Source organism: Pseudarthrobacter enclensis (assembly GCF_001457025.1).
Lineage (GTDB): Bacteria > Actinomycetota > Actinomycetes > Actinomycetales > Micrococcaceae > Arthrobacter > Arthrobacter enclensis.
In genome coordinates this window covers 82,527-107,174 of sequence record NZ_KQ758602.1, presented here as the reverse complement: position 1 = coordinate 107,174, position 24,648 = coordinate 82,527, and the positions used below count along the sequence as shown (strand labels likewise).

At 70.0% G+C, this 24,648-nt stretch carries 19 protein-coding genes and 1 pseudogene; 12 read left to right on the top strand and 8 right to left on the bottom strand.

The genetic code is table 11. From position 1 onward, the window contains the following. The first annotated feature begins 29 nt into the window (after positions 1–29). The 4 genes from AS031_RS10895 to AS031_RS10880 are packed head-to-tail and all read left to right on the top strand — an operon-like array spanning position 30 to position 6,039. Entirely contained in the window at positions 30–2,762 is a 2,733-nt protein-coding gene (locus tag AS031_RS10895) for an alpha-L-rhamnosidase (protein ID WP_058268181.1), read from the top strand. Then, the gene (locus AS031_RS10890; protein ID WP_058268180.1) at positions 2,759–3,748 is read left to right on the top strand and encodes an alpha/beta hydrolase; all 990 of its coding nucleotides are present in this window, start codon (positions 2,759–2,761) and stop codon (positions 3,746–3,748) included. Before AS031_RS10895 ends, AS031_RS10890 begins: the two co-directional genes overlap by 4 nt. Beyond that, a complete protein-coding gene (locus AS031_RS10885) occupies positions 3,745–4,731 on the top strand; it encodes an alpha/beta hydrolase (RefSeq protein ID WP_058268179.1) in 987 nt (328 codons plus the stop codon). The genes AS031_RS10890 and AS031_RS10885 overlap by 4 nt, the downstream gene beginning before the upstream one ends. A 36-nt stretch (positions 4,732–4,767) precedes the next feature. Then, a complete protein-coding gene (locus AS031_RS10880) occupies positions 4,768–6,039 on the top strand; it encodes a glycoside hydrolase family 26 protein (protein WP_058268178.1) in 1,272 nt (423 codons plus the stop codon). An 18-nt stretch (positions 6,040–6,057) separates the two neighbouring features. On the opposite strand, the gene AS031_RS10875 is transcribed toward AS031_RS10880, so the two are convergent. Together AS031_RS10875 and AS031_RS10870 are read right to left on the bottom strand one after the other, a co-directional pair. Beyond that, positions 6,058–6,315, bottom strand: a complete 258-nt coding sequence (locus tag AS031_RS10875; RefSeq protein WP_176716539.1) for an SHOCT domain-containing protein — start codon at positions 6,313–6,315, stop codon at positions 6,058–6,060. A 119-nt stretch (positions 6,316–6,434) separates the two neighbouring features. After that, positions 6,435–6,902, bottom strand: a complete 468-nt coding sequence (locus AS031_RS10870; protein ID WP_058268468.1) for a MarR family winged helix-turn-helix transcriptional regulator — start codon at positions 6,900–6,902, stop codon at positions 6,435–6,437. Positions 6,903–7,105: 203 nt separating this feature from the next. Here AS031_RS10870 and AS031_RS10865 point away from each other — a divergent pair, with 203 nt between their 5' ends. The 8 genes from AS031_RS10865 to AS031_RS10830 all read left to right on the top strand — a co-directional run bounded on the left by AS031_RS10865 (position 7,106) and on the right by AS031_RS10830 (position 17,873). Next, a complete protein-coding gene (locus AS031_RS10865; protein WP_058268177.1) occupies positions 7,106–8,110 on the top strand; it encodes a bile acid:sodium symporter family protein in 1,005 nt (334 codons plus the stop codon). Between the two features lie 114 nt (positions 8,111–8,224). Next, entirely contained in the window at positions 8,225–9,247 is a 1,023-nt protein-coding gene (locus AS031_RS10860) for a 3-oxoacyl-ACP synthase III (RefSeq protein WP_058268176.1), read from the top strand. Next, a complete protein-coding gene (locus AS031_RS10855) occupies positions 9,241–11,940 on the top strand; it encodes an alpha/beta fold hydrolase (RefSeq protein ID WP_058268175.1) in 2,700 nt (899 codons plus the stop codon). Before AS031_RS10860 ends, AS031_RS10855 begins: the two co-directional genes overlap by 7 nt. Continuing rightward, on the top strand, positions 11,937–12,929 hold the full coding sequence (locus tag AS031_RS10850) for an NAD-dependent epimerase/dehydratase family protein (protein ID WP_058268467.1): 993 nt from the start codon (positions 11,937–11,939) through the stop codon (positions 12,927–12,929). Before AS031_RS10855 ends, AS031_RS10850 begins: the two co-directional genes overlap by 4 nt. 107 nt (positions 12,930–13,036) lie before the next feature. After that, positions 13,037–13,924: an alpha/beta hydrolase gene (locus tag AS031_RS10845; protein WP_058268174.1), complete on the top strand. Its 888-nt coding sequence runs from the start codon at positions 13,037–13,039 to the stop codon at positions 13,922–13,924. 52 nt (positions 13,925–13,976) lie between these two features. Further along, a complete protein-coding gene (locus tag AS031_RS10840; RefSeq protein WP_058268173.1) occupies positions 13,977–14,864 on the top strand; it encodes a fumarylacetoacetate hydrolase family protein in 888 nt (295 codons plus the stop codon). Beyond that, a complete protein-coding gene (locus AS031_RS10835) occupies positions 14,864–16,663 on the top strand; it encodes an FAD-dependent monooxygenase (protein WP_058268172.1) in 1,800 nt (599 codons plus the stop codon). Before AS031_RS10840 ends, AS031_RS10835 begins: the two co-directional genes overlap by 1 nt. Further along, positions 16,641–17,873 (top strand): DUF3500 domain-containing protein, encoded by a 1,233-nt coding sequence (locus AS031_RS10830; RefSeq protein WP_141688806.1) that lies wholly within the window; start codon positions 16,641–16,643, stop codon positions 17,871–17,873. Before AS031_RS10835 ends, AS031_RS10830 begins: the two co-directional genes overlap by 23 nt. Before the next feature lie 123 nt (positions 17,874–17,996). On the opposite strand, the gene AS031_RS10825 is transcribed toward AS031_RS10830, so the two are convergent. The 6 genes and pseudogenes from AS031_RS10825 to AS031_RS10800 form a co-directional block, all read right to left on the bottom strand. Continuing rightward, positions 17,997–19,067: a quercetin 2,3-dioxygenase gene (locus AS031_RS10825; protein WP_058268170.1), complete on the bottom strand. Its 1,071-nt coding sequence runs from the start codon at positions 19,065–19,067 to the stop codon at positions 17,997–17,999. Positions 19,068–20,391: 1,324 nt separating this feature from the next. Then, a pseudogene (locus AS031_RS20305) lies at positions 20,392–20,544 on the bottom strand (DapH/DapD/GlmU-related protein); the annotation flags it as partial. Positions 20,545–20,945: 401 nt separating this feature from the next. Next, complete coding sequence (locus AS031_RS10815) at positions 20,946–21,881, bottom strand: sugar phosphate isomerase/epimerase family protein (RefSeq protein WP_082641993.1); 936 nt, start codon at positions 21,879–21,881, stop codon at positions 20,946–20,948. 113 nt (positions 21,882–21,994) lie between these two features. Continuing rightward, positions 21,995–23,308 (bottom strand): BNR-4 repeat-containing protein, encoded by a 1,314-nt coding sequence (locus AS031_RS10810; RefSeq protein ID WP_228379616.1) that lies wholly within the window; start codon positions 23,306–23,308, stop codon positions 21,995–21,997. 137 nt (positions 23,309–23,445) lie between these two features. Further along, positions 23,446–23,745, bottom strand: a complete 300-nt coding sequence (locus AS031_RS10805) for a DUF4193 domain-containing protein (protein ID WP_058268167.1) — start codon at positions 23,743–23,745, stop codon at positions 23,446–23,448. Positions 23,746–23,968: 223 nt separating this feature from the next. Then, positions 23,969–24,526: a hypothetical protein gene (locus AS031_RS10800; protein WP_058268166.1), complete on the bottom strand. Its 558-nt coding sequence runs from the start codon at positions 24,524–24,526 to the stop codon at positions 23,969–23,971. Positions 24,527–24,648 lie beyond the last annotated feature (122 nt).

Genomic DNA, 24,648 nt, shown 5'->3' with positions numbered 1-24,648 from the left:
GTTACCGCGCCTTCCAGGAGTCCTGCCCCATGAACGCCCCCACCCGGCTTCGCACCGAGCACCTGCCCGAGGCGATGGGCCTGGCCATCAGCGAGCCACGGCTCAGCTGGACACCGCCCGCCGGAACCCTGGGCCAAACGGCTTACCGCATCACGGCCAGCAACGGCTGGGACACCGGCAGGCAGGAATCAGCGGTGTGCGCCGTCCCCTACGACGGCCCCACGCTGGGTTCCCGCAGCCGGTTCGAGTGGCGGGTCCGCACCTGGAACATCGGTGAAAACGGCAGCGACACAGCCAGCGGCTGGTCCGAACCGATGCCCGTGGAACTGGGCCTCCTGCACGCCACGGACTGGACCGCGCGATGGATCGGCCCCGACGAGCCGGAGGTCCCGGCTCCCGGACGGCGCCCCGGCTATGCCCTCACCAAGACCTTCTCGCTCCACACAGCTCCGGAAAGGGCGCGCGCCTACGCCACGGCCCGCGGGATCTACGAGCTCTTCATCAACGGGAACCGCGTGGGCGACCAGCAGCTGACCCCCGGCTCCACCAGCTACAACACCACGCTCCAGGTCCAGGCCTACGACATCACCGGCCTGCTCCGCGAAGGCAGCAACACCGTCCGGGCCGTCCTCACCGACGGCTGGTACCGCGGCACGTTCGGCTACACGCGCGACGCCGACATGTACGGCACCCACACCGCCTTCCTGGCGCAGCTGGAGCTGGAGTCCGGGGCGGGCAGGCAGGTCATCGGCACCGACAGTTCCTGGCTGGTGTCCGCCACGGAGATCGTCAGCGCCGACCTCATGGGCGGCCAACAGGTGGACTTCAGGAAGCACGACGGCGGGAGGGCTCCTTCCGCGGGCAGCCCACCCACGGTGCGTCCCGCCGTCGTCCGCCCCGGCAACGCTGCGGCACTGACCGGGCCCCTTGCGCCACCGACCAGGGTGACGAAGGAACTGGCCCCCGTGTCCATCACCAGGCTGCCCAGCGGCCACCAAGTGGTGGACTTTGGCCAGAACATCCACGGCTGGGTCCGGCTGGCCAAACCGGGGCTGCCCGGTGAAACAGTCACCCTTGAATACGGCGAGGCGCTGGGGCAGGACGGTGACGTCACCCGGGACCACCTGCGCCCGCACGACTTCCGCGCACCCGGAGCCTTCCTGGATGCCGGGCAGGTGGACGCGGTGACCGCCTCCGGCTCCCCCAACGAGGTGTTCGAGCCGCGCCACACCACCCACGGTTTCCAGTACGTGTCCGTGCAGGGCCTCGCAGCCGACCTGCAGCCTGGGGACATCACCGGCTGCCTGGTGCGGACGGACCTGGAGCGCATCGGTACCTTCCGCTGCAGCGATGAACGGCTCAACAAGTTCCACGACATCGTGGAATGGAGCTTCCTGGACAACTCCTGCGAGGTCCCCACCGACTGCCCCCAACGCGAAAAAGCCGGCTGGACCGGGGACTGGCAGCTGTTCGTCCCCACCGCCGCGTACCTGTACGACGTCACCGGCTTCTCCCGTAAATGGCTCCGCGACGTCCGCGCGGACCAGTGGGACAGCGGCGTCATTGCCAACATCTCGCCGTCGCCAGGACCCGCCGTCACTTCGGCCGAGTTCATGGGCTTCACCAACGGTTCTGCCGGATGGGGCGACGCCATCGTCATGGTCCCCTGGGAGGTCTACCTCGCGTCGGGGGATGCCGGGATACTCGCGGAAAACTGGGACGCCATGAACCGTTGGCTGGGTTTCGTCCGGGCATCGGCACAGACGCAGCGGCACCCCTCCCGCGCTTCACAACCTCCGGCGCCGCACGAGCAGTACCTCTGGGACACCGGCTTCCACTTTGGCGAATGGATGGAACCGGGCGGCCCGGAGCCGGACCTGTTCGCCGCCCGCAGCGCCGACCACGGGATCGTGGCCACCGCCTTCTACCGGCACACCACGCACCTGATGGGACGCATCGCTGCCGTGCTCGGCCTGGCGGCGGAGGCGGCGGAGCTGGCCGAGCTCTCTGCGAACATCAGGGACGCCTGGGAAACCGAATACCTCGATGACGCAGGCCTGGTCACGCGTGCCAGCCAGGCCAACTGCGTCCGTGCACTGGCCTTCGACCTTGTCAGCCCGGAACACCGCGCCGCCGTGACCACGCAGCTGGTGGACCTGGTGCGGGCCGCGGGGACGCACCTCGGCACCGGCTTCCTGGCCACGCCGTACCTGCTTCCCGTCCTGGCCGGCAACGGCGAACAGGGCCTGGCCTACGAGCTGCTCACGCAGGACACCGAACCGTCATGGCTGGCCATGGTGAACCGCGGTGCCACCACGGTGTGGGAGCTGTGGAACGGCATCGATGCCGCCGGCACCGCGCACCAGTCGCTCAACCACTACAGCAAGGGGGCTGTGGTCTCCTTCCTGCACCGGTACACCGCCGGGTTGCGGCAGGCGCCCGGCAGCGCCGGCTGGGAGCGGGTCATCATCGGACCACGTCCCGGCGGCGGCATCACGTCCGCCTCCACCTCGCACCAGGGGCCGCGCGGCCTGCTCTCGGTTGCCTGGAGCCTGGGTGCCGCGGCTGCGGGAGAGCCCGCCGGGGTGGAACCAGCGGACGACGGCGTGCTGACGCTCACTGCCGATATCCCGCCCGGCACCACCGCCGAGGTGCTGCTGCCGGGCGCGCCGGCCGCCGTCGTCGGACCCGGACACCACACCTTCCGTGCCGCGACCGGCACGAACAACGCCTACCCTGAGCTGATGAGGAGCATTCCATGACCCGGAACGATGCCACCGACGTCCTCGATCCGTCCCGCGGCGCCTCGCGCCCGGGAGGCCGCGAGGTGCCGCCCTTCCCGGTGTACGACGCCCCCGGCACTCCGGACCACGTCTCTGATGCCTCCTCCGTGTACCGGGAGGTGACCTACGCCCGTGCCCTCGGATTCCGGCCGTTGAAGCTGGATATCTGGCTGCCCCGCAAGGCTTCCGGACCCGTCCCGCTGGTGCTGTGGGTGCACGGCGGCGCGTTCCAGCTGGGGGACCGGCGCGAACTGCCGCCCACCTTCGCCCCGGGTTCAGTCTTCAGGCTCCTGAACGAGGCCGGCATCGCCTGCGCCACCGCGGATTACCGGCATTGCCTTGAGGCGCCTTTCCCCGCCCAGCTGCACGACCTCAAGGCCGCCGTCCGGTACCTCCGTGAATTCGCGGCAGTGCTCAACGTGGACCCGCAGCGGTTCGGTGCGTGGGGCGAATCTGCGGGCGGCCATCTGGTAGCCCTGTTGGGCCTCACCGGCGGGCACCCTGGCCTGGAAGGCGGCCTCGGTGCCCAGGGGCACCCCAGCGGCGTGAGCGCCGTCGTCGACTTCTACGGAGTCTCTTCCCTTGCGGATATTCCTCCCATGCAGCGGCCTGACGGGCTGTTCCCGGCCGCGCTGACGGCAGCGGTCCCGCCGGGCATGACACTGCAGCCCGAACACATGCTGGTGGGCGGCTCGGACGATTCCGCGCTGCTGGCGGCGGCCAGCCCGGTCAGCTATGTCAGTGCGGGCGCGGCCCCGTTCCTCCTGGTCCACGGCGACAGCGACGGCCTGGTCCCGCACTCCCAGACGGACCTGCTGGCGGCGGCGCTCGCCGCGGCCGGCGTGGACCACGAGGTGGTGACGGTCAAGGGCGGAGACCATTGCTTCTTCGGGGCAGAGGACCAGGTGGAGTCCATCCTGGCCGGCGCCGTTGACTACTTCGTCCGGAAGCTGGGCACGCCATGACCCCGCGGCAACCCGGCACCGCCGCGCAGGCCGCTGACCATCCCCGGCCAGGGCCTGCGGAGGTGCCGGCAGCGGGCTTTGCCGAGTACCTTGCCAGCCCCGAAGGCCCCCGGTTCCTGAACCCGGACGCCGTCCGCGCACCCGGACCGGAGGTTCCCGTCCGCACGGTGACCGCAGACGGCCGGAGCGGCCAGGTGCGCATCAGGATCTACGGTGAAGCTGCGGAAGCTGGGATGCCGGCGCTCGTGTGGCTGCATGGCGGCGGGTTCGTCAGCGGCAGCGTGGACATTCCGGAATCGGACTACCTTGCGCGGGTGCTGGCGGACGGCGGGATGCCCGTCCTGTCCGTGGACTATCGGCTGGCACGCGACGGCGTTTCCTACCCCATCCCGCATGAGGACGCCCTGGCCGGCTGGTTCTGGGCCCGCGGGAACGCGTCATCATTGGGCATTGACCCCGGCCTGCTCTGCCTGGGCGGGGCCGGGGCCGGCGGAAACCTGGCGGTGGGTGCGGCCCTCTACCTGATGGACGCCGGGAAACCCCTGCCCGCCAAACTCCTGCTGGCCTACCCCTTCCTGCATGCCGAACTGCCGCCACCCGCCCAGGGCCTGGACGAAGACGTGATGGCGGGACTCCCGCGGCACCTGCGCTTCACGCCCGAAGACAGCCTCCGGACCGCCGAGAACTACGTGGGCGGCCCCGTCAGCATGGCACCCTCCTACGCCATGCCGGGCTACGCGGACCCCGCCGGACTTCCGCCCACCGCCCTGCTGGCCTGCGAGTACGACGACGCCCGCGGCTCGGCCGAGCTGTTCGCCTCCAGCCTGGAGCGGGCCGGCGTTCCCCTGACCTACTACCTGGCCGAGGGCGGCGTCCACGGCCACCTCAACCACACGGCCGGCCTTCCCGAAGGCAAACCGGCGCTGGAGTTCCTGGCCCGGGAACTGCGGTCCGCAGGGCGGCGGCAGGACCTCCGCCCGTAGGATGGAATAAAACCGCAGGCCAGCAGGGGGTCCCGTATGTCCGACGAGCAGTCCACCGAAGAGGGGACGGGCCGGGGCCGGCTCTTCCTCAGCCGGGCGCGGGACTGGGCGGTCCCCGGCCTCGTGGTGCTGGTCGCGGCGGGCCTGGGTGCCGCCGGCATCTCCAGCGGGCTGGCCAACCGCGACCGCCCGGACGCGGAGGCAACCCCCAGCCGGAGCGCCGCCAACCCCGCGTGCGCGGTGACGGACAGGACGGCCTGGGTACCGGCGTCGGGCGCCCTCTTTGGCATCAACGCGGACCTGGATGCCAAGCCGCTGTCCCGCTACGCCGCAGACCTGGGACACAAACCCGCCGTCGCCGTAGCCTACGTGGACTTCCCCTACGGCGCGGAGGAACGGGACCGGCTCAACGACACTGCGGCGAAGGTCCGGGCGGACGGGCACATCCTGCTGCTGACCCTGGAGCCCAAACAGGGACTGGAAGCGGTGACCCCGGAGGCCGCCGCCGCGCTGGCCCGGGACGTGGCAGCCGTCAATGCCGGCGGGGTCCCGGTGATCATCCGGTTCGGGCACGAGATGAACGGCTTCTGGTTCCCGTGGGCGCAGCAGCCCCTCGCCTACACAGCAGCTTTCACCCGGGTGGCGGACGCGGTCCATGCCGGAGCGCCCGGAACGGCCACGATGTGGGCCCCGTCCTACGCCGGCGGCTACGCCTACCCGGGGCGCCAGTATGAAGCCCAGGCCGGCACGCCGGAATTCGGCGCCCTGGACACCAACGGCGACGGCCGGCTGAACACCGCCGATGACCCCTATGCCCCGTACTATCCCGGCGACGCCGCGGTGGACTGGGTGGGGCTGTCCCTGTTCCACTGGGGATCCGTCTACCCCTGGGGTGAGAACGAGGTGCCGGAAGCCAACAAGTTCGCCGCCCAGCTCACCGGCACCTACAACGGCGCCAACGGGGATGAAAGTTTCCTCCCGGACTTTTACGCCGAGTACGCCACGGACCGCAACAAGCCCTTCGCCATCCCCGGAACGGCCGCGCTCTACAACCCGGCGGCGGGCGGAGCAGCCGAGGCAGACATCAAGCGGGCCTGGTGGGAGCAGGTGTTCAGCCCCCAGACCCGGGACCGGTTCCCGCAGCTGAAGATGCTGAACTGGTTCGACTGGGACACCGAGGAAGCAGAGGTCAACGGACGGATCGACTGGACGGTCACCAGCACCCCGGCCATCCGGGATGACTTCGCCGCCGCGCTGCCGGCCTGGCTGGTGTACGGCGGGAACGGCTGCGGGGCTTCCGGGTCCTGAGCGCGCGCAGGTGTACGCCTAGCCGGTGCGGCCGCGGCGGAGCACGGCCAGCCTGGCCAGGTATTCGCTTTCGTCGATCTCGCCGCGGGCGAAGCGTTCAGCCAGCAGGTGTTCGGCCACGCCGTAGGTTGGGCCCTCTCCCTCGTGCCGGCGGCCCGCCGCAACATGCCGGGCAAACAGGATGATCGCCGTGATGACGGCGGCCCAGAACAGGATGTAGCTGAGAGCGGGCAGGATGTATCCCCATGCCCCCATGGCGCCGTCCCAATACATCATGGCCCGCATCCTTTCCGGCCAACGCTGCGGAATGGCATCTGCAGCCGTTGTTGCCCGTGCCTGTATTGTCCGCCCGCGCCACCGGCAGCGGCAGGGCCTTAGGCCCCAGCGGGCGGCCGCTATTCCGCGGCGCCCCACAGTGCCTTGCGGAGCAGCCGCTTCAGGTCGTGCTTCTCTTCCCGGGTCAGGCCATTGAGCTGGTCCAGTTCCGCCCTGTCCAGCACCGCTCGTGCCTTCGTGTGCCACCGGCGCCCCTCCGCGGTGGACACGATGATCTTGGCGCGCCGGTCCTGCTTTCCCTGCGCCCGTTCCACCAGGCCGCGGCGTTCCAGGTCGTCCACCAGGGTGACCACCTGGCTCGGGTCCAGGCCGAGGAAATCCGCCAGTTCCCGCTGCGTCGGCTCCAGCCCGCTGCAGGCCAGGGTCAGGACGGAAAAGGAACGTTCCCGCAGGCCATAGTTGGCCAGGGCCTTGTTGTTCAGGGCCGACCCGGCGGCGTGCAGCTTGGCGAGCAGCAGGCCCGCATCACTTCCGATCCTGGCTGCGGCAAGGCGGGGGGTCTGTACGTCTGTGCCCAAGGCGGCCATCACAACTCCGGTGTAAAAATAGTTGACTTTATCAATGATCTGAAAGTTCATTGATTTCAACAAGGATCTCACACCACGGTGGTACCGCCCCAAGTGCCGGCGGTGGCGGATATGCCGCGCGCAGCAGCTTCAGGGTGCCGCCGTTGTGACTGTTCACGGTCATCGATTGGCGGAACCATACCAGCTGGTGCCACCATGATTGGATGCTTGAGGCAACAAAATCCCAGAACACTCCCGGCGGAACACCCGTCAACCCGGCCCTCGCCGCGGAAAGCAGGATTGCCCGTGTGGCCGTCACAGTCTTCCCGCTCCTGGTGGTTGCCGCGGGCATCCTCGGGTTCCTGCTCCCGGGCCTTTTCAAGCCCATGGCCCCCAGCGTGCCCTTCCTGCTGGGCATCATCATGTTCTGCATGGGCCTCACGCTGACCCCGCCCGACTTCGCCGCCGTGGCAAAGCGCCCGTGGGCAGTGGCCCTGGGCATCGTGGCGCACTACGTGATCATGCCGGGCGCCGGCTGGCTGATCGCCACGGCCCTGAACCTCGAACCCGAACTGGCCGTGGGCCTGATCCTGGTGGGCTGCGCACCGTCCGGCACCGCTTCGAACGTGATGGCCTTCCTGGCCAAGGGCGATGTTGCCCTGTCCGTGGCCGTTGCCTCCGTGTCCACGCTGATCGCGCCCATCGTCACGCCGCTGCTGGTCCTGTTCCTGGCCGGCTCCTACCTGAACATCGATGCCGGCGGCATGGTGGTGGACATCCTCAACACCGTCCTCTTCCCGGTGGTTGCGGGCCTGTTGGCCCGGCTGTTCCTCAAGAAGCTCGTGGACAAGGTCCTCCCGGCACTTCCCTGGGCGTCCGCCGTCGTGATTTCCCTGATCGTGGCCATCGTGGTGGCCGGCAGCGCCGGCAAGATCGTGGCCGCCGGCGGCATCGTGTTCCTGGCCGTCGTCCTGCACAACGGCTTCGGCCTGGGCCTGGGCTACCTCGCCGGGAAACTCGGCCGGCTGGACGACAAGGCACGCCGCGCCCTCGCCTTCGAAGTCGGCATGCAGAACTCCGGCCTGGCCGCCACCCTGGCCACGGCACACTTCAGCCCGCTGGCCGCGCTGCCGTCGGCCGTTTTCTCGCTGTGGCACAATATCTCAGGCGCCATAGTTGCAGCTTGGCTGGCCCGACGCCCCCTGAAGGACACCCCGGCGCCCCGCTGAGCGGGAACAACTGAGCGGGGACAAATATGCAGGACGGGGCACTTGCCTGCATAGTTAAGCTCCTGCGCCGGTGGGTACTTCACACCGCAGGACGGAAACGAACAGGGGCTTGAATTGGCAGGTAACGCAACCTTCCGGCACACCAACACCGCGCTGCTCTCGGTCAGCAGCGTCGAAGCTCCCAGGATCGTGAGTTCCGGTGACTTCGACCGCCGGCTGGCATCGACCCTGCAGCGGCTGAAATTCCCGCCGCGGCTCCTGGAACGGGTTGCCGGCATCACGCACCGGCGCTGGTGGGCGGACGGCACCTCCTTCGACGACGCCGCCATCGAAGCCGGTGCCAAGGCCCTCGCCGAGGCCGGCATCGAAGCGTCGGACGTCGGCCTGCTGATCAACACCTCCGTGACCCGGCGGAACCTCGAACCGTCCGTGGCGGTCAAGATCCACCACGGACTGGGCCTGCCGTCGTCGGCCATGAACTTCGACCTCGCCAATGCCTGCCTGGGCTTCGTGAACGGGCTGACCCTGGCGGCGAACATGATCGATTCAGGCCAGATCAAGTACGCGGTGATCGTCAACGCTGAGGACGCCGAAGCCACCCAGGAGGCCACCCTGGCCCGGCTGCAGCGGCCCGAGACTACCCGCGAGGACTTCAACCGCGAGTTCGCCACCCTGACCCTGGGCTCCGGCGCCGCCGCCGCCGTGCTGGGTCCGGCCGACGGCCACCCGGGAGCGCACCGGCTGGTGGGCGGTGTGATGCGCGCCGGCACCGAACACCACGAACTGTGCGTGGGCGGCATCGACGGGATGAACACCGACACCAAGGGCCTGCTCGACGGCGGCCTGCAGCTGGTGGTGGACGCCTGGCATGAAGCCCAGCCGGAATGGGACTGGGCGGCGATGGACCGCTACGTCACGCACCAGGTGAGCAACGCCTATACCCAGGCCATCATCGAAGCAATCAACCTGGACCCCGCCAAGGTTCCCATCACCTTCCCGCACTGGGGCAACGTGGGCCCGGCATCGCTGCCCATGACCCTCGCCGCCGAGGCACAGTCCCTGGAGGCCGGGGACCGCGTCCTGTGCATGGGTGTGGGCTCCGGGCTGAACACCGCGATGATCGAGATCGTTTGGTAGCCGCCGCCTGGCCAGGCGTGGACCCGGAGTGGTCCCGCGAGGTTCAGGTTCCCTCCACGTCCGCTCCGGATGCGCCCGGAACTGCCCGCCGCTGGCACATCCTGGACAACGGACCCCAGCTTGCGGCCAAGGGGCTGGCTCCCGCCGGCACCCTGCTGTGCGTGCACGGCAACCCCACCTGGTCCTACCTGTGGCGGACCCTGCTGGCCGCCGGGTCCGATCCCGCCCACCCGTGGCGGGTGGTGGCGGTGGACCAGCTGGACATGGGCTATTCGGAACGGACAGGAACCTTCCGCCGCCTGGCGGACCGGATCAATGACCTCGGCGACCTCACCGCGGCACTGGGCCTTGACGGACCAGTGGTCACGGTGGGCCACGACTGGGGCGGAGCCATCAGCCTCGGCTGGGCACTGGCCCACCGGGACCAGCTCTCCGGCGTGGTGCTGACCAACACCGCCGTCCACCAGCCCGCCGCCTCGAAGATCCCGCCGGCGCTCCGGCTGGCCCTGCACCCTGCGGTGCACCAGTGGGGGACCGTGACCTCGGATTCCTTCCTGCGGGTGACCCACTCCCTGGCCCATCCGCCGCTGCCTGCAGATATCCGTGCCGCCTACATGGCCCCTTACCGCGGCGCCGCGCGCCGCTTCGGGGTGGGCAACTTCGTGGCGGACATCCCTGTGGATGGAACCCACCCCAGCTTCCCGGCGCTCACCGGCGTGGCGGAAGGGCTGCGCGGTCTGGACGTCCCGGCGCTGATGCTCTGGGGGCCACGGGACCCCATTTTCTCCGACCGGTACCTGAAGGACCTGGTGGAGCGGCTGCCGCACGCACAGGTGCACCGCTTCGAGGGCGCCGGCCACCTGGTGGCCGAGGACCGGGACATCGCCTCGCCGATCTTCCAGTGGCTCGCCGCCCTGGATCCTGCGGCAGCTGCCCGGCCGGCACCCGCTGCGGAACCGGCAACAGGGGCAGAACCCTGGGGCGCTGCAGACTTCCGCCCGCTCTGGTCCCTGCTGGATGAACAGGCCGCGGGCCCGGCGGGTACGGGCATGGCCGTGGCGGAGATGGCAGCGGACGGCAGCACGTCCCGGCAGCTGAGCTGGCAGCAGCTGGACCGGAAGATCCTGGACCTCGCGGCCGGGCTGGCAGCGGCCGGAGTGGGCCCCGGCAGCCGGGTCAGCCTGATGGTGCCCCCGGGCGTGGACCTGACGGTGGCGCTGTACGCCTGCCTCCGTTTGGGTGCCGTAGTGGTCGTGGCCGATGCCGGACTGGGAACCGCAGGCCTCAGCCGCGCCGTCAGGGGCGCCACCCCCGATGTCATCATCGGCATCGACCGCGCACTTGCGGCGGCGTCCGTGCTCGGCTGGCCGGGGCGGCGGATCAGCGTGCGCGACCTTCCGGCCGCCCGGCGCCGGATCCTCGGCGTCGAAACCTCCCTTGACACGCTGGGCCGGCCCGTTACCGCACGCCCTGAACCACACCCGGGGCAGGCCCCGGACAAGCCCGCCGGGCAGGCCGGCCCGGACGCGCCGGCCGCCGTCCTCTTCACCTCCGGCTCCACGGGCCCCGCCAAGGGCGTGGTCTACACGCACCGGCAACTGGCAGCAATGCGGGACACCGTTGCCTCCACGTTCGGCATCCGGCCCGGTTCAAGGCTGGTGGCGGGCTTCGCTCCCTTTGCCCTGCTGGGTCCGGCCCTCGGGGCGGTCTCGGTGACGCCGGACATGGACGTCACCGCGCCGCGCACCCTCACCGCCGGCGCCCTCGCTGCGGCCGCCGCGGCCATCGACGCCACGGTGGTGTTCGCCTCGCCCGCGGCACTGCGGAACGTGGTGGACACCCGGGACGGCCTGGATGAGGCAGGGCTGAAGGTGCTGGCCCGGGTGGAACTGCTGTTGTCCGCCGGCGCGCCCGTGCCGGAGCCGCTCCTGGCCGCGGTCCAGCAGCTGGTCCCGGCGGCGTCGCTGCGCACCCCGTACGGGATGACCGAAGCACTGCCGGTCACCGACATCAGCCTGGAACAGATCCGCGGGGCGGACGCCGAAACGGCGGCAGGGAACCTGCAGGGCGGCGGCAACGGCGTGTGTGTCGGGAAACCCGTCCATGGCGCCCGCCTGGCCGTCATCCCGCTGGAGGCGGACGGAACCGCCCCGGGCACCGTGCCCGTAACGGACCCCGGCGTGACCGGCGAAATCCTGGTCAGCGCCCCGCACGTCAAGGACTCCTACGACAGGTTGTGGCTGACCCAGCAGGCCAGTGCAGGCCTTCCCGGCTGGCACCGCACCGGCGACGTGGGACACTTCGACGCCGCCGGCCGGCTCTGGGTGGAAGGACGCCTGGCCCACGTGGTGACGGCTCCCGGCGGCCCGGTGACGCCCGTGGGCGCCGAACAGGCCATCGAGCGGCTCGAGGACATCCGGCTGGCCGCCGTCACCGGGGTGGGGCCTGCCGGCACCCAGGCCGTGGTGGCCGTCGTCGAAACCGTGCCGCCCGCACGCCGCGCCGGCCCCGCCGCGCCCGCGCTCGCAGGCAGCGTCCGCGCCGCTGCCCGCACTGCCGGCGTCGAAATTTCGGCGGTCCTCGTGGTTCCCGCCCAGCCCACCGACATCCGGCACAACGCCAAAATCGACAGGACACGGCTCTCCCGGTGGGCTTCACGGGTGCTGGCCGGTGGCCGTCCGGGAACGCCGTGAGGGTCCTTGTCACCGGCGCCAGCGGCATGCTGGGCGGGGCCGTTGCCCGGCTGCTCGTGGACCGCGGCCACTCCGTCACCACGCTCCAGCGGCGCCCATCAGGGGTCGACGGCGCCACTGACCTGCGCGGTTCCATCACCGACGCCGAGGTGCTCAAGGACGCTGTCCGCGGCCAGGACGGCATCATCCACCTGGCGGCGAAGGTCTCCTTCACCGGACGGGCCGCCGACTTCGACAACGTGAACATCGAAGGCACCCGCCGCCTCCTCGCCGCCGCCCGAGCGGCATCCGTCCCGGACTTCGTGTTCGTTTCATCCCCGTCTGTGGCCAACTCCGGTGCCGCCCTCGTGGGATTGGGGGCAGGCCCGGCAGACCCGGCCAGGGCACACGGCGACTACGCACGCACCAAAGGCGAAGCGGAACTGCTGGCGCTGGCCGCGGATTCCCTGGACTTCCGGGTGGCCGCCGTCCGCCCCCACGTGGTGTGGGGCCCGGGCGACACCCAGCTGGTGGAACGCGTCCTGGCCCGCGCCGCCCGGAGGCGCCTGCCGCTCCTGGACTCCGGAGCGGCGCTGATCGACACCACCTACGTGGACAACGCGGCGGCGGCCATCGCCGCCGCGCTGGACCGGATGGACCGCGTCCACGGCTCCGCGGTGGTGGTGACCAACGGGGAACCCCGTCCGGTGGGCGAACTCATTGCCGGCATCTGCGCCGCCGGCGGCGTCCCGGCGCCGTCGTGGGCCGTCCCCGGGGCCGTTGCCAGGGGAGCAGGAGCCGTGGTGGAGAAGCTCTGGCTGTGGGCCGGGCGGCAGGAGGAACCGCCCATGACCCGGTTCCTGGCCGAACAGCTGTCCACCGCCCACTGGTTCGACCAGCGCCGCACCCGCGAACTCCTCGACTGGACGCCGGCCGTGTCCCTGGACGAAGGACTGGAACGGCTCGCCGCGTACTACTCCCCGGGATCGGCAAGCCTTTCCAATCAGTGAAACTGGCCGCGCCCGCCAGGTTCCCGATACCCCAGAGTTGATTCATGGCGCAGCCCGCACCGGGCTGCGCGTCATCTGGGACCACGGGACAGAACGGCGCGGTACACATGGAGTCAACGACGACGGCGGGACGGGTCCTCCGGGGCATCGAATTCGCGCGCCCCGGCGGAGCGGCGCTCCTGCTGGATCTGTACCTTCCGGCCCCTGCCGCAGCCGCGGGACGTGGCTCCCGGCTCCCCGCCGTGGTGCATTTCCACGGCGGCGGCTGGCGGACGGGGGAGCGGTCCTCGCTCGGACCCACTGTGGACGGCTTCGGCCTCAGCCCCATTGAACAGCTCGTGGCGGCCGGATTTGTGGTGGCCTCCGCCGACTACCGGCTGAGCGGCACGGCAACCTTTCCAGCCCAGCTCCACGACGCCAAGGCTGCCGTGCGCTGGCTCAGGGACCACGCGGCCGAGCACGGGGTGGATCCGGACCGGATCTTCGCCTGGGGCGACTCCGCCGGCGGACACCTTGCCAGCCTGGTGGGCCTGACCGGCGGGTCACCGGAATTATCCGACGACGGCGCCACGGGGACCGTTGCCAGCGTAGCCGGGGTGGTGGCCTGGTACCCGCCCACGGACCTGCTGGGGATGGGCAGCCAGGCCCTGCCCGACGCCGTCGCCCGGGCCGACGACCCCGGTTCCCGCGAAGCCCTGCTGATCGGCGCCCAGCCGGCCGACGCCCCGGACCTTGCCCGGGCCGCCAGCCCCTTGGCGTACGTGCACGCCGGCGCTCCGCCTTTCCTCCTGATCCACGGCACCGCGGACCGGTTCGTCCCGGCAGCACAATCCGCCGGCCTCGCCGCGGCGCTGGAAGGCGCCGGGTCCGCCGTCGAACTCCTCCTGATCGAGGATGCCGACCACATGTGGTCACTCCCGGACGGCGGCACCGAAGCCGCCGAACAGGCCACCGCCGCCACCCTCGACTTCCTCCGCCGCCACGCGCGGCCCTGACGTGCAACGCCGCGGCAGCTTCCTGCCCGGCCCCTGACCTGAAAGGCCACCCATGCAGTTCATCGGCATCACCCACCTCGGCGGACCCTGGGCGGCAGCCCTCACCGGCTCCCGCGTCCTCCCGCTGGCCCCCGTCACCGACTTCTGGGCCGACCCCCAGGGCTGGCAGGACAAGGCCGCCGGCCTGGTGTCCGCCCAGCTGCCCGGTGCGGAAGAGGCGTCCGACGCCGGCCCCTGGCTGGAGCGCGGAACGGTCGCCGAGGTGCCGCTGGTCCCCGCGTCGGCCCGGGTGATCTGTGTGGGGCTGAACTACAAGGCACATGTGGCCGAAGGCAGTTTCAAGGACCAGGAACTTCCGCCGTACCCCACCCTGTTTGCCCGCTGGACGGCGTCCCTGTCCGTAGGCGGCGTCCCCGTTCCCGTCCCGGCCGGCGAGGACGGACTGGACTGGGAAGGTGAAGTGGCTGCGTACATCGGCCGCCGGGTGGAATCGGCGGATGAAGCCACGGCCGCGGACTCCGTCTTTGGATATTCCACATTCAACGACATCACGTCCCGCCGGGCACAGAAGCTGACCTCGCAGTGGACCCTGGGCAAGAACGGCGACTTCAGCGGCCCCCTGGGCCCCCTGGTCAGCCGCGACGAGGTGGGCGACCTGCGCGACGGACTCCAGGTCCGGACCCTCGTCAACGGCATCGAAGCCCAGAACGGCAACACCCGGGACATGATCTTCAGCGTCCCGGCCATCATCTCCCTGATCAGCGAAACCTTCACGCTGCACCCCGGGGACATCATCGCCACCGGGACACCGGAAGGGGTGGGCTACGCCCGCACCCCGCAGTGGCTGCTGCAGCCCGGCGACAACGTTCAGGTGGAAATCGAGAAGCTGGGCACCCTGACCACCCCCGTGGGTGGCACTTCCCTGCGGAGCCGTGCCTGATGAGTGCCCGTCCACGCGGGTTACCCCGCACTTTTCCCGTCACGGAGGCGGCGGACATCCCGGAGGTGGCCCAGGTCCTCATCGCCGGCGGCGGTCCCAGCGGACTGTTCCTGGCCCTGGACCTGGCTTCCTGTGGCATCGCCAGCACCGTCATTGAACCCCGGGCCGTGGTGGACCACACCCGTCCGCGGGCCAAGACCACCAACGCCCGCACCATGACGCACCTGCGGCGGCTGGGGCTCGCCGGCGCACTCCGGGAGGCTTCGCCGCTGCCGGTGGACTACGCCCAGGACGTCATCTTCTGCACCGGACTCACCGGTCCGGCCGCGCATGAGCTGCGCCGGTTCCGGAACGCGTTCCAACTGGTCCCTGGCCGCTACGGCCCCCAGCCGGAATGCGGCCAGCAGGTCCCGCAGCCCGTGCTGGAGGAAGTCCTCCGGGCCGCCGCAGCGGAGAATCCGCTGGTGACGTTCGTGACCGGCTGGACCGTCACACAGCTTGCAGCCGCCGAGGTGGGCGGGGGCTCCGGTGCGGGGGCCGCTGCGCCGGCGGCCGACGTCGTCATCGCTGACGCCTCGGGTGCCCCGCGCACCATCGCGGCCGATTACGTGGTCGGTGCCGACGGCGGCTCCTCCGCCGTGCGCCGCAGCCTCGGTTTGCGGCTGGAGGGCGGGTCCGCGGCGCTGTCCAACATCAGCATCCTCTTCCGCTCGGAATCACTGGCTTCGGCGATCAGACTGGACCCCGCGGTGCAGTACTGGGTGGTGGGTTCGGAGACGTCGGGCATGGTGGGGCCCATGGACCTAGACGGCACCTGGTGGGCCATCGTCCAGGGCGTGGACCCTTCCGTCACCGTCACCACCGGTGACGCCCGTGCGATGGTCCGGCAACTGGTGGGCAGTGACGTGGACGTCGACGTACTGGCCACGGACCCGTGGACTGCCCGCATGCTGCTGGCTCCGGAGTACAGCCGCGGCAACGTCTTCCTGGTGGGCGACGCCGCCCACCTCAACCCGCCGTGGGGCGGCCACGGCTTCAACACCTGCATTGGCGACGCCGCCAACCTGGCCTGGAAGCTCGCCGCGACCCTCCAGGGGTGGGCGGGTCCGGACCTGCTGGCCAGCTACGGTGCCGAACGCCGGCCGGTGGCCGCCCGCACCATCAGCGACGCCGCGGAGAACGGCAAGGCCCTGGCGTACCATTTCGCTGACCCGGACCTGGCACTTTCCGGCCCGGCCGGCGATGCTGCACGGCGTGAAGCCCGCGCGGCGCTGGCCGTCAAGCAAAGCGAGTTCGACTCTTTGGGCCTGGTGCTCGGCTACGCCTACGGCAGCTCTCCGGTGGTGCTGCCGGACGGTCCGGCCGGCCCGGCCGAGCATCCCATCCGTTACGTCCCGTCCGCCGCCCCGGGTGCCCTGCTGCCGCACGCCTGGCTGGCGGAGTCCTTCTCCCTGTACGACGCCCTGGGGGCCGGGTTCACCCTGCTGGTCGACGCCGGTTCCTTGGACGGGGTGCCCGCGGACGACGCTTTTGCGCCGGTACGGGAGGCCGGAGCCCGGCAGGGCATCCCGGTGACCATCGCCGCCGTCGGCCCTTCCGACGACGGGACGCACCTTTCACAGGTATGGGGAGCCAACGCCGTGCTGGTCCGGCCGGACCAGCACGTTGCCTGGCGGGGCAACGCCGCCGCGGCTGCCGCGGCCGCGTTACCCGTTGCCGCGGGGTGGACCCCGGAAACCCGCCTTGCATCTTCCATCGATGAGACCAGGAGCACCCGTGTCAGCGCCGTCCTTCCGTGACTTCCTCTTCGCTTCGGACCACCCGCGGGTGGCGGAGATCCGGGGCCTGACCGCCCGCGAATACGCCGAACATGCCACTGCCGATTCCTTCGCGGGGCCCATGATCGAGGGCTGGCGGAAGCTCTACCCGCAACCGTTCACCGGCATCACAAACGACGGTGTCCGCCGCGAAGGCCTGTTCCCGCTGGCTCCCGCGCAGCCCGGGGAAGAGGCGCCGACGGGGGACATGGCCGCCGCTGCCCGCAAGCTGCTCGGTGCCCTGGCACCGGCCCAGGCCCGGACGCTCCGCTACGCGGTGGATGCGCAGGAGTGGCAGAGCTGGGCCAACCCGGAGTTCATGCAGCACGACACCGGGCTGAGGCTGGATGAGCTTGATGCTCCGGTCCGCGACGCAATTCTTGGCGTGGTGGAGGCTTCGCTAAGCCCCGCCGGGTTTGAGCTGGTGCGGAACCTGATGCGCATTAACGGCTTCCTGGGGGATTTGGTGGAGCTGCCGCTGCTCATGAACGAATTCAGCTACAACTTTGCCCTCTACGGCGAACCCTCCGAGACCGAACCGTGGGGGTGGCAGCTCTTTGGCCACCATGCTGCGCTGAACTGCCTGGTGGCCGGCACGCAGCTGGTGATCTCGCCCGTCTTCATGGGTGCCGAGCCGGACGGGATCGACGACGGCCCGCACCGGGGCGTGAAGGTCTTCAAGGAACGCATCGCCCTGGCCCGGCGGCTGATGGGCGCGCTGCCGGCGGACCTGCGCGCCCGTGCCGTTACCTACCCGTCCATGGTGGACCCGGGGATGCCCGAAGGTCGGCTCCATGCCGGCGACGAACGGCACCTGGGCGGCTGCTTCCAGGACAACAGGGTCATCCCGTACGAGGGAATCCTGGTGGCGGGCATGCCCCGGGAAGCCCGTGACCTGCTGGACGCCCTGGTGGACGACTTCATCGCCTACCTGCCGGATGGCCCCCGCGCTGCCCGGCACCGGGAAATCCGGGAACACCACGGGGAAACCTTCTTCAGCTGGATCGGCGGCTGGGAGGGCGATGAGGCCTTCTACTTCCGCCTCCAGAGCCCGGTGGTGGTGCTGGAACTGGACCACCACACCGGGGTGTTCCTCGGCAACGACGAACCCGCCCCGTTCCACATGCACACCGTTGTCCGCACCCCCAACGGCAACGACTACGGCCGCGAACTGGTGAGGCAGGGCCGCTAGAGCACAGAAGGCCCGGATTTCCTTTTGGAAGTCCGGGCCTTCACCATGTCCAACCCCATCGACTGCTCCGTAACTGCCCTTTTGAGCGCTCAAAACGGCAGTTACGGAGCAATGGATGTGGGTTTAGGGGATGTCCAGGGCTGCGCGGCGCTGGGGCGGGGGCCCGACGACGGTCAGGTCCATCTCCGCCTGCGCCCGGCCGAAGCCTTCCATGTCCATGTACGGTTCGCCGCCCTCGGTGTACATGTAGTCATCCGTGGGCTTGTTGAAGTACTCGAAGAAGCCGTTGAAGACGGACGGTGTCAGGAACCCCACCATCTGGGTGTTGTGCGCATCAAACGCGAAGGAATGGATGGTCCCGGCGGGGGCGTGCACGAAGTCGCCCTTGGTCAGCAGCATTTCCCGGCCGTTGGCGTAGAGCCACATGCGCCCCTCGGTGCACAGGAAGTTCTCCGTATGTTCCGAGTGGAAGTGCAGGGGGATGTACGGCGTCTTGGCGCCCTTGGTGTGTACCGCGAAGTAGTTGGACCCCGTGTTGGCCGGCCGGGAGAGGTAGGTGAACATGGTCTGGTAGCTGACCAGCCGCTCACCCTCGCCGGCGCTGAGGAAGTAGGGGCTCTGCGTTGGCGGCAGCCCGGCGTCGTGCTTGAACGACGGCGCCACGCGTTCCACGTCCGGGAACGTGATGCCGAACTCCGCGCCCACCTCGGCCTGCTCCTGCGGGCTGGCCCGGTGCCCGGGGCGGACGGGCGGGACGTGCGAATCAATGGGGGTTCCCACGCGCTCGTAGTACGCCTCGCCGCCACCGGGGGTCATCCAGTTCAGGAAGCGGGTGTAGTGGCTGGCCATCCGGTAGGCGTGCGGGGTGTTCGGCGGGATGACCACAGAATCGCCCGGCGTGAGGATGCGGCTCTCTCCCGGCAGCCAGACGTGCAGGATGCCGTCAAAGACGTACAGGGTTTTGTGTTCGATGCTGTGGCTGACGAACGGGGACTCTGCGCCCATGCCGCCGGAAATATAGGCGGCGCTGAAGATGCCGCCGGTGTCCGCCGCCCGGGCGATCACCGTGACCAGCTGGCCATTGATCTCGTACCGCGCACCCTCGCCGGAGGCCATGTAGTACGGGACGGCCTCGCCCGGCAACGCATTCGCCACCGGGAGTTGCCGGTTCATTTCCTCCACGCTGAGGGACATCGGTTCCTTCTTTCCAGGCTGTGATGTGGGTTCCCCACAGCATGACGCACGTCCAGTCTCCTCGTCAGCACCGGTTTTCATTCAATGAACAGTTCCGTGCGCGACGCCAGGCCTACAGGGTGGGCAGCAGGAGGGCCGGCTCCGGCCGGTGCACTCCACGCGGACGGTAGCCCAGGGATTCCGAGTGGCCCAGGAGGTCGGCCAGGTACCAGATGATGCTGAGCCACATCTCCGTTCCCTGCAGTCCGGGCAGGTTCTGCTCCCCGCTCTCAGGGGCCGTGCTGAACGCCATGCCCTGCCCGGGACGCCACTGCGAGAGGGCATGGTCCAGTTGGCCGGCGGCCCAGGCCTCGATATCGGCCTCCCGATGCATCGACTGTTTCCGGGCGAGCCAGAGGGGATGCGCCACATCCAGCACGTTGCAGGCGTTCTGCCGTCCGTCGGCGAAGTAGCGGGGATCCGCCCCGTGCCCGAGGACCGTGTCGATGAGTTTTTCCGGGTGCGGGACCGGCAGGCCGAACTGGGCGAAGGTCCCGCGCGTCAGGCGGTAGTAGCCGTTGACCACCTTGAGCCGGGTGTCGGACGCAGGTGTTCCCCACGTTCCCGCGGCGCTGTTGACCCGTGTGAGGAGCCATCCGAAGAGCGCGTCCAGGGTGTCCGCCGTCCTTGGTGCGCTGCTGGTGCCGGCCGACGTTTGCCGGGAAAGGTTCCAGTACTCCGCCGTGCCCCAGGCATCCACCCAGGCGCCGGATTCCCAGGCTTCCTTGCGCCACGGGAGCGCGTTCAGCCGGGCCATCAGGTCCGCCGGGCCGGTCCCGGCCACCGCGTGAATGGGGTGCTTGAACCCGCCGCCGAGCAGGTCCAGGGCGTATCCCACGGAGAGCACGTGGTACGTGGCGGGCCCCCGGCCGAACTCGAGGTCCGCCGGGAGGGGCAGCCCGTCCGGCCCGTATTCAGGAACGAGGCCGGTCCGGGGGTCCTGCAGCGACAGCAACCGGTCACGGTGCCCGTCCCGGCTGAGCTGCGGCGGCGCGGTTCGGAGGAGGAGGTCTGCGATTTCGATGGCGTCGCAATGGGCCCGGACTGTTGCCGGGGCACCGGGCCGGTCCACATAGCGGCCTTCGCCGAAACCGTCCGTCCCGGACGCGTAATGCTGCCATGAACGGGCCATAATGTCCGCGGCCTCCCGGCGTGCCGTGTCCGCGAAGGCTGCGAGCCGTTCGCGGAGCGCTGCGCCGCTGGAGGCCGCGTCCTGCTGCAGGACACCGCCGGGCCTTCCCGCTGCCTGGCCGCCCGGCACGGCGGCGTCCTTGCGCGGGGCCCTCCTGTCCCGGATGAACCGGGCCGGGTTGCCGCCCACCACGGCCCAGTCCGGGACGTCCTTGGTAACGAGGGCGCCGGCGGCGATCACCGCATGCGAGCCGACCGTCACCCCGTCCAGCAGCACCGCGTTGGACCCGATCCAGACGTCGTCGCCCAGGATGATCCCCTTGCTGGTGAGCGGCTGCCGGAACACGGGTTCGGACGGGTCCATGGAGTGGTTGAAGCCCAGGATGGAGGTGTGGGCGCCGATGCGGACCCCGTCACCCATGCCCACAGTGCCGCGGACAACGGTGAAGGCGTTGACCGTGCAGTTACTGCCGATCCGCAGGTCCCCGGTCAGGTACGCGTGGGCCGCGATGAGCGATTCGTCGCCGAGGGACAGGCTGTCCGGGTCCACCATGGCAAGGGCGGACACGTAGGCCCGGTCCCCGATGGTGATGGCGGCGTGCCCGGCGAGGGCCCGCTGCCGTTCCAGCTGCGCCTCCTGCTGCGGGGCGGACGCGCCGGCCCAGAAGGTCCAGGGCGAGTAATCGAAGTTCAGGTCGGGGCGGGTGCTCACGGTGTCTCCACAACGGGGGTTGGTCGGGGTCGGTCGGGGCGGGGCGGCTGCGGGGCTATGCCGACGGCGGGGTGGTCCGGCCAGTGCCGGCCGAACCAGGCCGTGGTCGATTCGATGGCGGCGTCAAGGCGGGCCGCTCCGGGGTGCCAGGCCTTCTCCCACTCCAGGCAGAGGACCCCGGCGTAGCCTTTGTCCTTGAGAAGCTGCGCAAAGCCGTCCACGGGAAGGGTTCCGTCCCCGATGGGCACGGGGGTCCGGCTGTCCGGCAGCCGCGCGTCCTTGACCTGGACGCTGCCCAGCCCGTTGTCCAGCCAGGGCTGCAGGACGGCCCACGTCTCGTCAAGGCTTTCGCCCACGCGCCAGGGATGCATGAGGTCCCAGACGGCGCCTGCGCGTCCTTCCACCTGGCCCAGGATCTCCGCGATGTCCCGGCCCCGGGGATGGGAGTCGTGGGTTTCCAGCACGGGGTAGACGTCCAGTTCCGCGGCCAGGCGTCCGACGGCGGTGAGGCGCCGGGCGGCGAGGGCGTTGACGTCGTGCCGGGCCGCCGTCGTCATGGGCACCTGGGTGTATTCAGCAGGTTCCGTGGCGGCTCCGGGAAACACCCGCACCGCGGGGGCGCCGAGGTCCGCAGCGAGGAGCAACGCAGCCTCCAGGGCGCCCACCACGAGGTCGTCCGGGGCCGTGTCCGCGACGCGGATGTAGCTGGCCAGCCCCGTGATGGCAACGCCGGCGCCGTCCGCTTCGGCCCGCAGCCGGGTGCGCGCCTGCCGGGTCATAGCCGGTGAAGCAATCTCTCCGGCGGCGAGCCGCAGCTCGATGCCTGTCACGCCCTGGCCGGCCAGCCAGCCCAGGACCGTGCCCAGCGGCTCGCCGGGAGCGCCGAGGGTGGAAACGGTGAGGACCGGGCGGGCCTGTGGAACGTGGTGCAAGGGTCTCCCCGGTCTGTTGGCAATATCGTTTCAACAATTCTTTGCGGGTCCCTGGGAGGGGTCAACGGCCGGACGGCCGTTCGATCACACTCGGTCAGGAGCCTGCAGCCCCGTCATGGCGCAGCGGTGGGTGCCCTATCTGCCCTGCGGCTGACCCGCCCCACCACCTCGGCGTTGTATGACTGGGATGAGCGCATGCTGCCGCGGAACCACACCACCGCGTGGACGGATGGATCACCTGGCACCACCATGGGGCGGAGGTTGTCGGCGTCGGAGTCCTCCGTCACCGCCGCCCAGCTCCAGGAAGCGCCGCCGTCGGGCGTCCGCCCGCGGTAGATCTCGTAGTGGCGGGTGGCCTCACCGGTGCCCGGATGAATTGGAGCCGAGATGTACACCTGGTCCAGGCAGTGCGGGTCCACGGCGCCCAGGCCGGTGTAGTCCTGTTCGTGGGGCAGCAGCGCCGGGCCCGCGGCGGCCAGCGGGTGCAACACCCAGCGCGTCCCGTCATGGCGCGCGTACAGCAGGCGGTGGTCGTCGACGTCGAGCTGCTGCAGCCTCTGGAGGGGGCCGTTGACGTCGTTGGCGCGGCAGCTGATGATGGCGGCGAGCCGGTTGCCCTGCCCGCGCAGGTCGGTGGTCCAGGCATGGCTGAGGACATCGCCGCCCAATTCCATGCCGGCGGTGAACACCGGGGTGAGGACGTCCTGGTTGACGCCAGGGGAGCCCAGGAGCGGTTTTTCGGCCACCCGGCCCTCTGCATCATGCAGGGCGTCGCCGCGGATGAAGCCGTGGTAGATGCTGTTGTTGAAGTCGCGGGGGTGGTGGTCCGTGGTGATCAGGTCGATCCGGTCCGCGCCGTTGCCCCAGTAGCGCGTGTACCCGTTGACGTAGCCCACCTTGCGCCGGGTGAACAGCTTCCCGCCGTAGCGCCAGGTGCCGCCGTCGTCGTCGGAAACCATCATGCTGGGGTCATCGTTGACGGCGCGGACAAAGTTGTACACGCGGGATTCGGCGTCCAGCCGGTGCAGGTTGGAGTAGGTGGCGCCGCTGCCGCCGGCCAGGTCGGTCCAGTCGAAGGCCTGCTCGGGTTCCCATTCGGAGGCGTCATGCGGACGCACGGAGACCCGCCAGCGTGAGTAGTTGTCCGTCTTGTGCCTGGCGTACATGGCCACGTACCTGCCGTCCGGCCGGATCAGCAGGGCGGGTGCGTTATGGTCGTCGGATTCAAGCCGGTGGTGGAGCACGTGGACCCGGCTGTGGCCTGTACCAAGGTCCACCACCGCTACTTCGATGTTGCCGCCCCGGGCGGCGCCCCCGGAGCCTTCGGGTGCGGCCACCGAACCGATCAGCAGGGTGTTGTTGGCGGGATCGATGAGGGCGCGTTCGTCCTGGAACCAGCACCATGCCCCGTTGTCGTTGATGCGCACTTGGCAGCCATTCTGCTTGATTGATGGAGGTGGCGTTCTTCATTCAATCAGGGACAGTCGCCATTGGAAAGGGCTTTCCGATATACGATCTCAAACGAACAGGGCGGAAGCGGCGGGGGCCGCCTCCGCATGTCCGGTCAGGACTCGCACTCCTTGCAGTACTTCTTCCCGTCCTTCTCCCGTGCCAGCTGGCTGCGGTGGTGGACCAGGAAGCAGGACATGCAGGTGAACTCGTCGGACTGGACCGGAACCACCTGGATCTGGAGCTCCTCGTTGGAAAGATCGGCCCCGGGGAGCTCGAAACTGTCCGCAAGGTCCGTCTCGTCCACATCGGGAGCAGCCTCGCGGCGTCCCGGTTTCTCGGTCTTCAGCTCGTCGAGGGCAACATTCGGTTCGTCTTCCGGCGTCACCCGCGGAGCATCGTAGTCAACTGCCATTAATTGGCTTCTCCTCTCTGGCTGTTGTCCAGATTCTCCTGCGCAAAATACCCGAACAGGATTGCCTGGACAGATCGACAACGGGTGCCCGGGCAACATTATTCCCGGTTCCGGCGGGGCGGACCCGTGGCGAAAGACCTGCAGGAAACCGGGGTCCGGCAGGGCATCGCTGCCCCTGGGGCATGGCCGCAGACCGGGCCGTTCCCCTTGGTCGGGTTCCGGGTCAGGGCGCCTGCCGCGGCGCAGCGCCGCGCGTCATCTTGCGGACCTCGTCATGCTTCAGCCCGCTGACCGAGGCCAGCTGGTATTCGTCCAGCAGCCGGAGCCGGCGGGCGTCCGCCAGCAGCTGGGTCCGTGTGCGTTCGACGGCGGCGCGCGCGGCTTCCACGGCCGCCAGCTCTTCAGCCACCCCGGCAATGGCCCGGAGCTGTTCCCCGGCCGGCTGCCCGGACGGGAAGAGCCCGTCCTTCCCCAGCCCGATGCTGCGGACCTTGGCAGCCGGGACTCCGGCGGCGCGGGCAACCGCGGCCACTTTGGCTCCATCGCAGACTGCCTGGGCCACCCGCTCGTTCAACTCGGAGACCAACGCCCGCAGCCGGCTCGACTTCAGCGAAATCATGCGCCGCTGCTGCGCCAGGAGCTCACGGATCTCAAGCGCCTGCGATGCCGCCACGTCCTGCCGCGGTGTTCCCTGGTAGCGGTAGCCGCCCCTCGGGGTCCCCTGCTGGTGCCCGCCGCCAGGGGAGCGGGTCGATCGCCGGTGGAGATTGTGGGCAGGCATGGCCGGCTCCCTGCTGCCGAAGGATCTGGATTGGACACACGCTACGCCGCCCCGGCAAGCCCGGGAAATACCGATTTGGCGTGATGCAATAGCGGATTCTTCTGGCCGCGGTGTCATAAGGG